Origin of the sequence: Gordonia amarae NBRC 15530 (genome assembly GCF_000241345.1) — a bacterium.
GTDB classification, from domain to species: domain Bacteria; phylum Actinomycetota; class Actinomycetes; order Mycobacteriales; family Mycobacteriaceae; genus Gordonia; species Gordonia amarae.
Genome location: NZ_BAED01000068.1, coordinates 13,802 through 28,681 on the forward strand (window position 1 = coordinate 13,802; position 14,880 = coordinate 28,681).

The 14,880-nt window shown below is 64.3% G+C and carries 10 protein-coding genes; 6 read left to right on the top strand and 4 right to left on the bottom strand.

The features are described 5' to 3' along the window. Positions 1-108: 108 nt before the first annotated feature. Positions 109-3,732 (top strand): DEAD/DEAH box helicase, encoded by a 3,624-nt coding sequence (locus GOAMR_RS20005; RefSeq protein ID WP_005192299.1) that lies wholly within the window; start codon positions 109-111, stop codon positions 3,730-3,732. Positions 3,733-3,900: 168 nt separating this feature from the next. Here the strand turns inward: GOAMR_RS20005 and GOAMR_RS20010 are convergent, their stop codons facing one another. After that, entirely contained in the window at positions 3,901-5,418 is a 1,518-nt protein-coding gene (locus GOAMR_RS20010) for a carotenoid oxygenase family protein (RefSeq protein WP_005192301.1), read from the bottom strand. A 129-nt stretch (positions 5,419-5,547) separates the two neighbouring features. On the opposite strand from GOAMR_RS20010, the gene GOAMR_RS20015 reads away from it, so the two are divergent. The 5 genes from GOAMR_RS20015 (at position 5,548) to GOAMR_RS25985 (ending at position 10,966) form a co-directional block, all read left to right on the top strand. Next, the gene (locus GOAMR_RS20015) at positions 5,548-6,759 is read left to right on the top strand and encodes an acetyl-CoA acetyltransferase (RefSeq protein ID WP_005192302.1); all 1,212 of its coding nucleotides are present in this window, start codon (positions 5,548-5,550) and stop codon (positions 6,757-6,759) included. 49 nt (positions 6,760-6,808) lie between these two features. Further along, a complete protein-coding gene (locus GOAMR_RS20020) occupies positions 6,809-7,738 on the top strand; it encodes a winged helix-turn-helix transcriptional regulator (protein WP_005192304.1) in 930 nt (309 codons plus the stop codon). Between the two features lie 139 nt (positions 7,739-7,877). Continuing rightward, positions 7,878-8,345 (top strand): hypothetical protein, encoded by a 468-nt coding sequence (locus tag GOAMR_RS20025; protein ID WP_005192305.1) that lies wholly within the window; start codon positions 7,878-7,880, stop codon positions 8,343-8,345. Positions 8,346-8,521: 176 nt separating this feature from the next. After that, a complete protein-coding gene (locus tag GOAMR_RS20030) occupies positions 8,522-9,829 on the top strand; it encodes an ATP-binding protein (protein WP_005192307.1) in 1,308 nt (435 codons plus the stop codon). Positions 9,830-9,898: 69 nt separating this feature from the next. Next, positions 9,899-10,966, top strand: a complete 1,068-nt coding sequence (locus GOAMR_RS25985; protein ID WP_506256268.1) for an ATP-binding protein — start codon at positions 9,899-9,901, stop codon at positions 10,964-10,966. A 114-nt stretch (positions 10,967-11,080) separates the two neighbouring features. On the opposite strand, the gene GOAMR_RS20040 is transcribed toward GOAMR_RS25985, so the two are convergent. The 3 genes from GOAMR_RS20040 to GOAMR_RS20050 all read right to left on the bottom strand — a co-directional run bounded on the left by GOAMR_RS20040 (position 11,081) and on the right by GOAMR_RS20050 (position 14,647). Beyond that, positions 11,081-11,548, bottom strand: a complete 468-nt coding sequence (locus tag GOAMR_RS20040) for a hypothetical protein (RefSeq protein WP_005192311.1) — start codon at positions 11,546-11,548, stop codon at positions 11,081-11,083. 134 nt (positions 11,549-11,682) lie between these two features. Next, positions 11,683-13,083, bottom strand: a complete 1,401-nt coding sequence (gene hydA / locus GOAMR_RS20045) for a dihydropyrimidinase (protein ID WP_005192312.1) — start codon at positions 13,081-13,083, stop codon at positions 11,683-11,685. Positions 13,084-13,096: 13 nt separating this feature from the next. After that, positions 13,097-14,647 (bottom strand): NCS1 family nucleobase:cation symporter-1, encoded by a 1,551-nt coding sequence (locus GOAMR_RS20050; protein WP_005192314.1) that lies wholly within the window; start codon positions 14,645-14,647, stop codon positions 13,097-13,099. Positions 14,648-14,880: the final 233 nt, after the last annotated feature.

Sequence of the window (14,880 nt, forward strand, 5' to 3'; positions counted from 1 at the left end):
ACCAATGGGGACTTTCTCATGGCCACGGACAGCGCCCCGGTGTGATGCTGGTTGGTACGGTTTACGCGTTCAGTTTGCCAGGATTCTGGCTTCAATGAGAGTGCTCGCATGACTGGTTCGATCTTCCACAGCTACACCTCCGAGGACGCGGCGGCCAGCGGCCTATACACGCAGCTCCGCGACATGATCGCGGAAGCGAAGACGCGTTTGTGGATCACCGTGCCGTGGTGGGATACGTCGGAGTCGGCTCGCACGCTTCTCGACTGTGCGCTCGCCACGAAACGACGTGGCGTTGAGGTGCGTGTCATCTCTCGCCCGGATCGGAGTAATGATGCGGCGTTGGGCCGGCTTCGTGATGCGGGTGTTGATGTGGTGACGATCAAGAACATCCACGACAAGTACGTCCTGGCCGACGACGCTGTTCTCATCCAGTCCTCGAACTTCACTCGAAAAGAACTGGACGTCAACCAGAACTCGGGCCGACTACATGGCGATGCCGAGACGGTTGAGGCGTACGAGCTGCTGTTCGACAAGCTCGTGGCGGACCGGGATGCGCTGTCGGTAGGCCAAGAGGTGTGGACGCCGGCGAGCTCCTTGATTCCTGTAGAGCTGACTCGGTTTCTCGACCGCTACAAGACGTTGAATCCCCTGCAATCGATGGCGGTTCCGGCGGTGCTTTCGGCTACCGGACACATCATGGTGGTGGCACCGACAAGTGCGGGGAAGACGCTGGTCGGCGAGGTGGCGGCGCTGCGGTCGATCGTTCAGGAGGGCCAGCCGGCGGTGTGGTTGATGCCAGCGCGTGCGTTGGCCGCGGAGGTGGCGCAGACGGCTGCGCGCTGGGAGAGCCTGGGCATCCGCACCTTGCAGCTCACCGGTGAGGTGAATCTGTCAAGTGAGAAGGCACAGAAGGCACAGCTGTGGGTCGCTACGACCGAGAAGTTCGAGTCGATGTACCGACGGTCGACACTTCGCGACTTCCTAAAAAGGGTTGGATGCCTGATCATCGATGAAGTCCACCTAGTCGGTGATCCGTCACGGGGCGCGGTGCTGGAGTCAGTTATCGCTCGACTGCGCTTGGCGGAGGCACGCACTCGAATCGTAGCTTTGTCGGCGACTGTGGCGAACGCCGACGAACTGGCGAAATGGTTCAACGCCACGCTGATCACGTCGACCTGGCGCCCGACGGTCCTGACTACACAGATCGTCGCCTACGACCCGGGTTCGGGCGGAACCGATTGGCTCAAGGACGAGGCCGGCAAGAACAACGCGATCAATGCGTTGCTGAGTGACTTGGCAGCGACCGGTCCGGAAGATCACCCCGAGGTCTCCGAGACTATCGGCCGGGACGGCGGCACGTTGGGCAGCGTCCTGGTGTTCTGCGGAAGCAAGAACGCGGTGCGGCAAACGGCGGCGATGCTCGCCGGAGTTGAAACCGAGCAACGCGATGACCATGCGCTCGTGACCCAGGCAATGGCGAGTGGCGTCGGTATCCATTTCCGCGACGCTCCACGAGCATCAGAGGCCTTACGTGCCTTCAACGATCGCAAGATCGGGGCTCTCGTGGCCACTTCGGGATTGTCGACAGGTGTGAACACGCCTGCCCGGATTGTGATCATCCGTGACTTGAAACTCGGGGTGAGCGACCTCGAAGTCAGCCAGGCGCAGCAAATGCTAGGTCGTGCGGGCAGAGCGGGCAAGGAACCAGAAGGCTTCGGATATCTCCTGGTACCGAGAGACCGCGAAACCGAGTGGCGTGCAAAGCTGACGGAAGGTTACCGAGTCAAGAGCCAACTCGTCGGGCAGATCGACGACGTCCTACTCGCCGAGATCCTCCTCGGTTCCATCACCTCACGCGAAGACGCCCAGATCTGGTTCAAAGGCACGTTCGCCTATGCACAGTCCTCCAACCTGCACGATGTCGGCGCGGTCATCGATGAGCTGGTCAAACATCGCCTGGTCGCCGACCAGAACGGCACACTGACCATCACGGACCTGGGCAAACTCACGGCCCGGCTGATGATCGGTGTCAGCGCCGCCTGCGGCATCCTCGACGGCCTCGGCGCTTTGGGCTTTCCGACCCAGGCACTGGAGGCCGAGAACCAGGTGCTCGCCCTGATCGTCAACAGCGTGCCTGCGATACAAGACCTGCCGATCAACGCCCGAATCTACGAGGACTGGGTAAGCCAGACACTCAACGGATGTGGCCATGGGCTGGGCGTCCACATCGGGCACAACGACGACAACTTCAAAAGCCGGTTCGCAGCCGCAGTAGCCGTAGCCGCGCTACGCGAACCAGGCAGACTATCGGTCCCCCGTACGTCGAAAATGTCGCGCGGTGAACTGGTCCGCACTGTGGACGTACTTCCCCGATACCTGGCGTGGCTCAACGCACTCGGGGAACTTGGCGAATCGCCTTGGGCACCGGCAGTTGCCGGCGACCTGGGCCGACGATTGGAATGGTGGAACCTCGAACCACGACCCACACGCGGATCAGGCCGACTGCTATGGCTACTGGAACAACTCCTCGACCCTGAACACCGAGAACGCCGCATGGGAGAGCTATGGGCACGCGCACGTGCCGCAAGTTACGACAATCCCAACGGGATCAACATCGCTCCACACAATGTTGACGTCACCGGAGACGCGTTCGATGAGTTGATCGCCAACCGCGCGCACCTAGTGCTGTCACCGCCGGACGGAACGGCGGTCGATATCGACGCCAGCCCATACGCCGCCAGGATCATGGTGGTCGCCAACAGCGGATCCGGCCCGGCACAAAGCGAGCTGAAGGCGCTTGGTGCGCGTATCGACCTCCCGGTCCCGTACGGCACCACACGCAACGAACTTGCAGCCGACATCGTGCTGTACGCGCGCAACGACTTCGCGTACGCGAACCTCATCACTGACCTCCCCGATGGCGTAACAGCCAACGGTGAAGCCGTGAAGAAGGCGCGCGTCCTCATCAAAAAACTCAACCCGGCGATGGCAGTCGCACCGCATTCAGGGCGCATCCGCCGGATACTCATGCGTGAACGATCAAGGACACTCGACGAACTCAGGCCCCAGATCACCCCCGAACCCGAACTGCGCGAGATAGCCGAACTCCTGGCCGGCAAGGCACTCGACACGCAGTCCCGGGTCCTGAACCTGCAATCCTGCCTGAACCAACTCCTTCAGGTGAGAGCATCAGCAGGTGCACTCCGCTCACCTGCGGCAGTCTTGAAAGCCGGAAATGCAACCCCATACGAGTCCGAATGCGTATTCCTCGCGCTGGCAACATCACTCGGCATAGACGTCGGCATGGCAATTTCCAACAACGAGAAGCTGATCGCACTCATTGACATTGGCGGGCAATGGCACACCGCCACACCGGTCGGAGTGAACGACCACATCAAGCAGCCGCTGTCTCCGGCAACCTTGCCCACCACTATCAAACCCATCGTCGCCCCACGACCCCCCGGCCCAGTTTCGCCGCTGATGCCTTGGCTCAGCGAGTTCGCACCGGGATCGGGTGAGCCTGCACCAGCAAGACGGCCGGCCAAGGCTCCTGTAGGAGCCGAGTTTGGAGCTGTGACGATTGAGTGGGACGGAGAAGTGGTGCCGGACGGTGCGCTGGCTGTAGAGCCTCTGCTCATGGCCGAGTCGACCAACCCGGCAGAGTCTAAAAGCATTGGTTCCCAAGATGTCCCATGGAGGAGGCCGACGCGCAAGGTGCCACGTGTGTGGTGATCCACGAGCGGAACGGTGAGTCCTCGTAGGGGCACCTGTCCCCTTCGAAGTTGTGCGGACATTCCAGCAGTGAGTCTGGGTGCCGGCGAGCGGGTTGTGACTGATGCCGGGCTGCGGTTATCCGGATTACGCCCGAATAGTGGGCGCGACCCGGATACCCCCGGGCGATCAGAGCCCGACGGCCGCCGCCGCGGTGTCGGTCTCATGCCACCGGCGCAGCTCCGAGCCGGCCGCCCAGGTGGAGTGGGTTCCGCTCGAGACCCGTTCGGGGAGGCGGAGTTTGCAGACCGGTCCATCCGACACGCGCGCGGCGTCGAGCACCACGCAGTAGGACGCGTCGTCGTTCATGTCGGTGGTGATGGTGATGAGGTAGCCGTCGTCCTCACCGGAGCTGCCGACACGTGGCGCCATTGATGTCTCGCTGCCGTAGACGCCGTCGCCCAGGAAGAACGACTCCTCGGCGCCGGTCCTGAGGTCGTGCTTGACGACCCCGTTGAACAGGAACCAGCCGTCGACGCCCGAGGCGGCGTAGACGTAGCGGTGGGGGCGGGCGGTGACGGATCCGTTGATCATCCCGAACTCGGAGATGGTGTCGGTGAGCTGTTCCTCGCGCACGGCCCCGGTGACCATGTTGAACCGCCAGCGGTGCAGCCGCGTCTGCAGATGGTCGAGGGCGAGATAGCGGAACGCCTTCTGCCACTTGTCGGTGATCCCTTCCCCGCCGGGTTCGGGGTCGCCCTGGTAGAAGCCGTCCAGGACGATCTCGTCGCCGTCCTCGTAGGCGTTGGCGAAGTGCAGGACGTAGGTCGGGTCGGCCTCGAACCACGTGATGTCGGAGGTCTGGCCCCGTCGCGGGATCACCGCGAACCGGGCCGGGGTGTCGGCGTGGAGCTTGGGCAGGTGGATGTCGTGCTTGAGGAGTTCCGGATCCCAGAACATCGGGAGGTCGTTGAGAATCGCGTAGTTCTCAGTGAACGCCATGTCATGCGGCATGCGCGGTCCGGGCAGCGGGACGTCGATATAGTGCGCGAGGTCGTTGTGCTCGTCGACGACGCCATAGTGCATGTACGGCGCGTCCTTGCCGTAGTTGAAGAACAACAGTTCACCGGTGTGGTCGTCGACCTTGGGGTGCGCGGAGACGCCCAGGTGGTACGGGAAGCCGCCGTTCCAGTCCTCCTTGCCGAGCGTGCGGGCGGAGAACGGATCGACCCGGTACAGATCGCCGCACATCCAGAAACTCGTCAGCGCCCGGCCACGATGCACGACGACGTCGGTGCTGGACGCATCCTTCATCCGGCGCCGTGCACCCCAACCGTCCTCGCGGACCGCCCAGTCGGGCATCTCGGCCATGCCGGCCCACAGCGACTGCCTGGCCTCCTGCTCGGCGAGCATGCCGTCGGTGCGGATGAATCGGTTGCGGTAGAAAGCTTTTCCGTCCCGGAAACCGACAACGTGGATCATGCCGTCGCCGTCGAACGGGTGGTAGTTCTTGATCGCCGGGTGCAGCGGGTTCTCGGTGTTACGGAGGTAGACGCCGTCCAGGTCGGGCGGAATCGCACCCTCGATGACCTGCAGGTCGTCGGCATCCCACTCGGTGGTCTGCGGCCGCCACGGTCCGGTCCGGTACGGATGGTCGTCGTCCGCGGGGAGAGTCGACAACAACTTGCCGACAACCTCGATGTCCATGGGCCGCCTTTCTCCGAGGTTTCCGAATCATTCCTATAGTTGGCAGAGTGACAGGTCGTCGAAACGCTTGTCAAGCGCCCCCTGGGGTGCATACTCTGCCAACTGGAGTACTGACGAAAGCAGGCATCGATGACAACCCCGGTGACCATCGCGGGCGGCTACCAATCCGACTTCGCCCGCAACCTGACCCGCGAGGGCGAGGACCTCGCGTCGTTGACGGCCGAGATCGTCGACGGTGCGCTGGCCGCGTCGGGCGTTCCGGCCACCGACATCGACGTGATCCACATGGCCAACGCGTTCGGGCAGGTCTACACCGGGCAGGGCCAGCTCGGCGCGATGCCCGCCTCGATGCGCGAGGAACTATGGGGTGTGCCGGCCTCCCGGCACGAAGGTGCCTGCGCGTCAGGATCATTGGCGATTCTCGCGGCGATGGCCGACCTGGAGTCCGGCCGCTACGACTGCGCGCTCGTGCTCGGCGTCGAACTGGAACGCAACGTACCCGGCGACATCGGCACGCAGAACATGATGGGCGCGGCGTGGATCGGCCGTGAGGGCCAGGATGCGCGCTACATCTGGCCCTACATGTTCAGCCGGATCGCCGACGAGTACACCAAACGCTACGGCATCGATCCCGAATACCTGTGGCGGATAGCAGAATTGGCGCATCGCAACGGCAAGGGCAACCCGAACGCCCAATCGCGGGCATGGGAGTTCCCGCCCGCTTTCTACACCGCCGACGACGCGGCGAACCCATTCGTCGAGGGCTGCCTTCGCAAGGCCGACTGCGGGCCACTCACCGACGGTGGTGCGGGTGTCGTCCTGGTCTCCGGCCGGTATCTGGACCGGCATCCCGGCGTTACCGGTTCGACGATCCTCGGCTGGGGCCACCGCACCGTCGGACTCGGCCTCGAGGACAAACTCGCCCGCAGTGCCGACGCGCCGCTGATGTTCCCGCACGTCGCTGACGCGATCGGTGACGCGTTCGGTCGGGCCGGCATCGCCGGTGTCGACGACCTCGACGTGATCGAGACGCACGACTGCTTCACCGTCAGCGAGTACATGGCGATCGACCACTTCGGTCTCACCGCACCGGGCGAGAGCTGGCGTGCCGTCGAGAACGGTGACCTGGAGATCGGCGGCCGGGTCGCGATGAACCCAAGTGGTGGGCTCCTCGGTGGTGGACATCCGGTCGGCGCCACCGGGGTCCGGATGCTCCTCGACGCGCACAAGCAGGTCACCGGCGCAGCGGGTGGCTACCAGGTCGACGCCGCGCGCCGCGCCGCGACCCTGAACATCGGCGGCAGCACCAGTACCGTCGCGTCGTTCGTCGTCGGCGTCTGACGGGCTTCGGGAGACTTCGGGGGTCGGCACGGGCGCATAGACTCACGCTGTGACCGACTCGCCGACGCAACTCGAACCCGGCGGCGCCAACGCCATCGCCGTGGCGCTCGGCATCCTCGGCGACGAGTGGAATCTGTGGATTCTGCGCCACGCGGTCGACGGTTGCCGGCGGTACGGCGACTGGATGGCGCGTGGATCGATCTCCAACGCGGTGCTGTCGGCCCGCCTCGCCGGCCTGACGGAACGCGGGCTGTTTCGCAAGGTCCGCTACAGCGAGCGGCCGCAGCGCTTCGAGTACCACCTGACTCACCGCGGCGCCCACGTCTGGCCGATCCTGCTGAGCATGTGGGCCTGGGAACGCCGGTGGGCGCCGGACTCGCGAGCCTCGCTGCCGCAGATGCGCCACACCGGGTGCGACAACGAGTTCGTTCCCGAATTGATCTGCCACACCTGTGAATCGGCGGCCGGTCTGCATGACGTGACCACTCTCCCAGGCCCCAGCGGGCATTGGGCGCGGAGCGTGCCCGACTCCATCTCCCGACGACGCTCCGCCGCGTCCGGGCATCCTTCCCAGGTGCTGCCGCACACGATGGTGCTGATCGGCGACCGCTGGTCGTCGGCGATGCTGGGCGCACTCCTACTCGGCACCAACCGCTTCGGCGAGTTCGTCGACCGCACCACCGCACCACCGACGATCGTCGTCGACCGCCTCACCCGGTTCGTCGAGCTCGGCGTGGCCGTGACCGAACCCCGCCCGGAGCGCGAGGACTGGGTCACCTACCGCCTCACCGACAAGGGTGCCGCGTTCTTCCCGGTGATCGCGCTGATGATCGCCTGGGGGCAACGCTGGTTCCGGGCCCCTGAGGGACCGGCCTTGGAGTTCACACACATCGCGTGCGGAGGCGCCTTCATCCCGCGTCTGGCCTGCGGCAACTGCCGGGCACAACTGAAAGCGGTGTCCGTGCAGATCGTCGGGTGACTCCGGGGTGCAATAGGGGGCGCCCCGAATACCGTTCTTGATAACAATACCGATGGTGAGTTCTGCCCATTGCCTGTTCCTGCCGCCCGGCAGATAGTTGTGGTGTCCGAAACGGACCCAGCTAACACAGGAGAAAACAATGAACATCACCAAGACCACCGCCGCCGCCACCATGCTCGCCGCCGCCGGCGCCGTCGCGCTGGGAGTTGTTGCCGGACCGGCCAATGCGGCCATCTACTCCAACAATCCGATCGATGTTCCGCAGTGCTCCTACGCCACCGGTACCCCCAGCCAGGAATGCCTGAACACCCCCACCTATCGGGTGACGACCTCGACCGGAAAGATGGTGGTCCAGTTCCGTGCCAACTACAACCATTGCTCCGATATCATCGCCCACATCATCGTCGACGGCCGCGAATGGGGCAGCCAGCGGGTCGGACCGGGCCAGAAGGACGGCAGCTACTACATGCAGCTGACCCCGGGAACCCACAAGGTCGGTGTCCGTGCCACCGGTATCCGTGGTGGCTGCAACGTCGGCTACGTCAGCGCCTGGGGCGGCAACCTGCGCATCGAGACCAACGCCGACGCGGACAACGGCATCGGCTGAATCCCGCGGTTGATGACCGCTCCACCCCGTCCGGCGGCGAACTCGTAACGAGTTCGCCGCCGGTTCTCGTTCCGGGCCTGTGGATAAATCGGTCGACCGCCGACGCCGACCGCTGGTACGGTCTCGCCTTGTCTCGCAACCGAACCGACCAAGAGATGAGAGAAAAGACCAGACCGATGACCGACATTGACCTCAGCGGCGAACACTTCCAGGTTCGCCGTGCCATCGAACTCATCACCGAGTTGCTCGGTGGTGCGGTGGCGGCCGCTGACGAGGAGTCGACCGACCGCTTCCTCGAAACCCATATGGCTGTTCGCCGAAGCACTTTGGTCGCGCAGCGCATCGCGCTGACACCGGCCACCTTCGTCGCCGGCGGGCTGGTGATGGCCGACCTCATGACTGAACACCGGGTGATTGTCGGGCCCGGAAACTACGACTCGGATCCGTCGTGGACCAGTCATCGGCTCGGTTCCGAGGACATCTCGGTACCCAGTTGCCTGACCGCATTCTTTCCCGACGGACTGCTGGTGGGAACCGAACCCATCGCGGTGCAGATCACCGCCGAGGACCGCCATTACATCGGATCGGAAGACGGCATCACCATTATCGCCGGTCCCGACTCCCGCGAATTGGCCACCGACACCGCCGGCCTGCTGCGCGAACGGATGCGGCTGCGCAACCCGTTGCGCGGCAAGATGATCTCCTCGCTCGCATCCGGGGGTTCGGTGGTATTCGACATCATCGACCCGAAACCGGTGAGCCGCGACGACGTGATCGTCGACCCCCGTGTGTGGCACGAGATCGACCTGTCGATCCGTTCGGTCACCGACCGCCGCGACATCCTGCTCGCCGCCGGATTCAGCACCAGCCGGGGCATCATGCTGGCCGGACTGCCCGGCGTCGGCAAGACCGCCGTGGCCCGGGTGGTCGCCCACGAACTCGTGGCGCGGGGTTTCACCGTGCTGCTCGTCGACCCGGAGGTCGGGTCGCAGGCGCTGTCCGCGCTGTACACGCAGGCGGATGCGCTGTCACCGTCGGTGGTGGTGCTCGACGACGTCGACCTGTATGCCGGCCGGCGCGGCGGGTCCTCCGACGCCGGTCTCGGCGCGTTCCTCACCGCGCTCGACGGGGCCCGGCAGCACAACGATGTCCTCACCATCGCCACCACCAACGACCCGAAGGCGATGGACGCCGCCGCGATCCGGACCTCACGCTTCGACAGCATCATCGAGATGGACCTGCCATCCGATCACGCTGCCGAAGGCATCCTCACCCGGGCACTGTCGACGCTCGACCACACCGTCGACGTCCGCCAGGTGGTGCGGGCGTTACCGCCCGAACGCAGCGGCGCCGACATCTGCGAGGCCGTCCGGCGGGCCATCCTCACCGTCGAGGACACCGCCCACATCGGCACCGCCGACCTGATCGGCGTGATCTCCGCGGGCGACTACCGTGCGGAGCTCCCCACCGGGGCCTATCTGTGAGCGGATGCTCCGTCAATCGCCGCCCCGGGACTCTCCTGGGGCGGCGATTATGGTCGCCACGATGAACCGATTTGCCTCTGTTGGCGATTACAATCGCCACAGAAGGGACGAAGTGGATCTTGTCGACCGCCCACGTTCCTCCGCGACACACTTCCCTCCGAAGGACGCAATTACATCCTGCTCGATGAGATCCAGGAAGTAGACAGGTGGGAGAAGCTGGTCAACTCCCTGGTCGCAGAAGGCCGGTCCGACCTCTACATCACCGGCTCCAACTCCCACCTGCTCTCCGGTGAACTCGCTACCTACATCGCCGGCCGTTACGTCTCCATCGAGGTTTGGCCGCTGTCGTTCGCTGAACACCTCGCATTCGGAGACGCATTCTCGCAGCGTGATATGACCCGGATAGATGACGAATTCGCGAGGTACGTGCGGTTCGGAGGATTCCCCGGTGTTCACGTCGTCCCGTTCGACGAATCCGATGCCCGCTCTGTCGTGACCGACATCTATCGGTCGACCCTCGTACGCGATGTCCTCACCCGGAACAAGATCCGAGACGCCAACATGTTTGAGCGTGTGGCCACCTTCGCCATCGACAATGTCGGCAATCCGTTCTCGGCACGACGGGTAGCGGATTTCATGAAATCCCAGCGACGATCGATCAGCCACGAAACAGTACTCAACTATCTGTCGGCACTTGAGGAAGCCTTTGTCATCACGAGAGTTCCTCGTTACGACCTACGCGGCCGGGCCTTGCTGGCCACGGACGAAAGACACTACATCGGCGACCATGGCATCGTACGCGCACTATTCGGGTACTCAGACCAGCGTCTTCCCGGTGTCCTGGAGAACATCGTCTGGATGGAGCTTCGGCGTCGCGGATACGATGTCACAATCGGCAAGGTAGGTGCCGCCGAAGTCGACTTCGTAGCGACGCGGCGGGAAGATATTCTCTACATTCAGGTTGCCACCAGCATCGAGTTGTCGCCGGAGACTCGCCGACGCGAGTACGCACCGCTGGAAGCAATCGACGACAACTACCCGAAGCTTGTCCTCACACTCGATCCGATGGCCGAAGACAGCACTCGCGGAATCCGTCACCATCGAATACCTGATTTCCTTCTCTCCGAAGAGTTCTGAACACACGGCCGGCAACGCCGGAGGTACTGTCCACCACCAGTCCAGCAGACACGGTGACGGCGAACGCGCGATCACGCGTTCGCCGTCGTCAGTTCCCATCAGGGTGGTCAGGTATCAGCCGATGCCGTTGTCCGCGTCGGCGTTGGTCTCGATGCGCAGGTTGCCGCCCCAGGCACTGACGTAGCCGACGTTGCAGCCACCACGGATACCGGTGGCACGGACACCGACCTTGTGGGTTCCCGGGGTCAGCTTCATGTAGTAGCTGCCGTCCTTCTGGCCCGGGCCCACCCGCTGGCTGCCCCATTCGCGGCCGTCGACGATGATGTGGGCGATGATATCGGAGCAATGGTTGTAGTTGGCCCGGAACTGGACCACCATCTTTCCGGTCGAGGTCGTCACCCGATAGGTGGGGGTGTTCAGGCATTCCTGGCTGGGGGTACCGGTGGCGTAGGAGCACTGCGGAACATCGATCGGATTGTTGGAGTAGATGGCCGCATTGGCCGGTCCGGCAACAACTCCCAGCGCGACGGCGCCGGCGGCGGCGAGCATGGTGGCGGCGGCGGTGGTCTTGGTGATGTTCATTGTTTTCTCCTGTGTTAGCTGGGTCCGTTTCGGACACCACAACTATCTGCCGGGCGGCAGGAACAGGCAATGGGCAGAACTCACCATCGATGACCAGCGTCTATTTCACAATTGAGCGCATCCGAGGAGTTCGGTCATATCCTGGTGATGTCTCCGGCGGGGAAGGGGCCGGTGCTGCGGCGCACGAACCGCCCGCGGCCGGGCGTGCTGCGGACTTCTCCGTCGCCGTACACCAGGTCGCCGCGGCTGTACACCATGGTCGGCGCCCCGTGGCAGGTCCAGCTCTCGAACGGTGTGTAGTCCACGGCCATATGGTGATTGGCCGCCGAGATCTCGAGGGTGGCCGACGGATCGAACACGACGAGGTCGGCGTCGTAGCCGGGTGCGATGCGTCCCTTGCGGTCGAGGCCGAACATCTTGGCGGGGGCTGTCGAGGTGAGGTTCACCAGTTCGGACATGGTCATCCGGCCGGTGCGGACCCCGTGCTCGTGCAGCAGCGGCAGCCGGTGCTCGATCGTCGGCAGCCCGTTCGGGATCTTCGAGAAGTCGTCGCGCCCAAGCTCTTTCTGGCCGCAGAAGTTGAACGGGCAGTGATCGGTGGTGACGATCTGCAGATCCTGCTGCCGCAGCGCCGACCACAGCACATCCTGATCGTGTTCATGCCGCAGGGGCGGCGAACACACGTACTTGGCGCCGTCGAAGCCGGGCCGGTGCAGCTCGTCCTCGGTCAGCGTCAGATAGTGCACGCAGGTCTCCCCGAACACCGGCAGCCCGTTCATCCGGGCCTCCTGGATCTCCCGCACCGCCGACGCCGCCGACACATGCACCACGAACACCGGCCGCTTCGCCCAGGTCGCCAGATGAATGGCCCGCCCCGTCGCCTCCTGCTCGGTGGATTCGGGCCGGGTGGTGGCGTGCATGCCCGGCGCCGTCTGACCCCGCGACAGCGCGTCGCTGATGTTGAGGTCGATGGCATCGCCGTTCTCGGCGTGCACCTGCACCAGGCCACCGGTCTCGCCGGTGCGCCGCAGCACCCGCAGCAGCTGCTGGTCGTCGGCCATGAACGAGCCCTTGAACGCCATGAACACCTTGAACGACGTCACGCCCTCGTCCACCATGTCGGCCATCTCTTTGATGGCCGACTCGGACGCATCGGTGACGGCCATGTGGAAGCCGTAGTCGATGTGGGCCTTGTCGCGGGCATTCGCCTTCCACGTCTCCAGGCCGGTGAGCAGCGAACCGTCGGTCTGCATCGCGAAGTCGATCACCGTGGTGGTGCCGCCGACCGCCGCGGCGATGGTGCCGGAGGCGAAGTCGTCGGCGGTGACGGTGCCCATCGTCGGCATCTCGAGGTGCGTGTGGCTGTCGACGAGTCCGGGCAGGATCTGGCAACCGGTCACGTCCACGACGTGGCCGTCGCCGTCGAGGTCAGTGCCGAGCGCGATGATCGTGTCGTCTTCGATGAGGACGTCGGAGCGGGCCTGGCCGTCGGTGCTGACGACCACACCGCCCTTGAGAATTGTTCTGGTGCTCACGGCGTGGGACTCCTTACTTCGCGGCGGTGTGTTCGATTTCGTCCAGTTCGACACCGAGGGTGCCGCTCGGCTCGAAGGCCGCACCGATGGAACTCTTGCGGGCGAGCGGAACCACCGCGAGGTAGCCGACGAAGCCGAGGACCACGCCCAGTACCGCAGCGTACTCGTACGCCCAGTCGATCGCGGAGATCCATTGTCCGAGAATGCAGAACAGTGACATGACGATCAGCACCGACAGGCTCCACCAGTTGTATCCGCGGTAGCCCTCGTACTGGGTGCCCCGGCGGTACAGTGCCGCGACGTCGAGCCGGCCTCTGCGGACCAGGTAGAAGTCGGCGATGAGAATGCCGGTGGCGGGGGCGATCACCGCGCCCACATTGTTGAGCACCGAGAACAGGGTGTCCGACGATTCCATCAGCTTCCACGGCATGTAGAGAAAGCCGAGGATGATGCTGATCAGCGCGGCGCTCTTGAACGTCAGCCACCTGGGGAACAGGTTGGTGAAGTCGAATGCCGGCGAGATGATGTTGGCGGCCAGGTTCACGGACATGGTGGCGACGGCGATGGAGAGGGCACCCAGGATGGATACGACCGGGTTGTCAATGGCCACAAGAACATCGGCGGGATTCCACAGGGTTTTCCCGGTCGCGGCCTGGGTGCCGGACACGACGATCGCGGCCATGCCGTAGAACACGACGGTGGCGATGGGCAGACCGTAGAACAGGCCGGTCATCTGCGCCTTGTTGGACTTGGCGTAGCGGGTGATGTCGGGCATGTTCAGCACCATCGTCGCCCAACTGGCGGAGATGAACAGGGCGATGCCGGGGAGCAGTCCGCTGGTGATGAAGCTGCCCGTCGACGAGTAGTGCGACTCCTGATCGAAGATCGGCCCGAAGCCGTCCATCTGCATGAACGCCCACACCACCAGCGGGATCATCACCACGAAGATCAGCGGGCCCGCCCAGCCCTCGAACCGGCGGATGGTTTCCATGCCGTGCCGGATGAGCAGCAGGTTGAGCGCCCAGTAGATGATCATCGACACCCACAGATTGGCTGCCACACCGCCGAACTCGGTGTTCCAGTTGCGCCAGCCGGAGAAACTGGTCTCCAGCAGCACGTTGATCGCGGTGGATCCGAGGTAGGACTGCACACCGAACCAGCCGATCGCGACGATGCCGCGCAGGGCGGCCGGAATGTTGGCGCCCAGAACACCGAAGGTGGATCGCGCCCAGACCGCGAACGGGATTCCATAGCGGGCGCCCACGCGGCCGGTGAAGCCCATCAGGCACATCTGCACGAGGTTGCCGAGCAGCACCACCAGCAGCGCCTGCAGCACCGTCATGCCGTTGTCCATCATGCCGCCGATGACGGCGAAGCCGAAGGCGCTGTGCACCATGCCCATCCATAGGGCGGCGAAGTTCCACACGCCCCAGGTGCGTTGGCGCAGCGGCACCGGCAGCAGATCGTTGTTGGTCAGTTGAGCGTCACCCGCGATGGCGATATCTGCCGTCCCGGTCATCTCTGTTCTCGAGGCGTCGTGAGGTTCGGTGAGATCTGCGGACATCGCGGCCTCCTCGGCTGGGCTGAACCTGTTCGGTCGGCGGCTCATGCGGCGGGGTCCCGACACCCCGGAGTGGCCGTGTGGACCACCCGACTGAACTGACACTCGCAACTTGTAGGACAACTGTCAATAACTATCGAATAAACGTTTCATGCCGACATGCGCGCGTAACAAATCGGCACGCCTTTACCCGCGTTCACCGGCGAGGATGTGGTAGACAAAGGGCAGTTGTCATA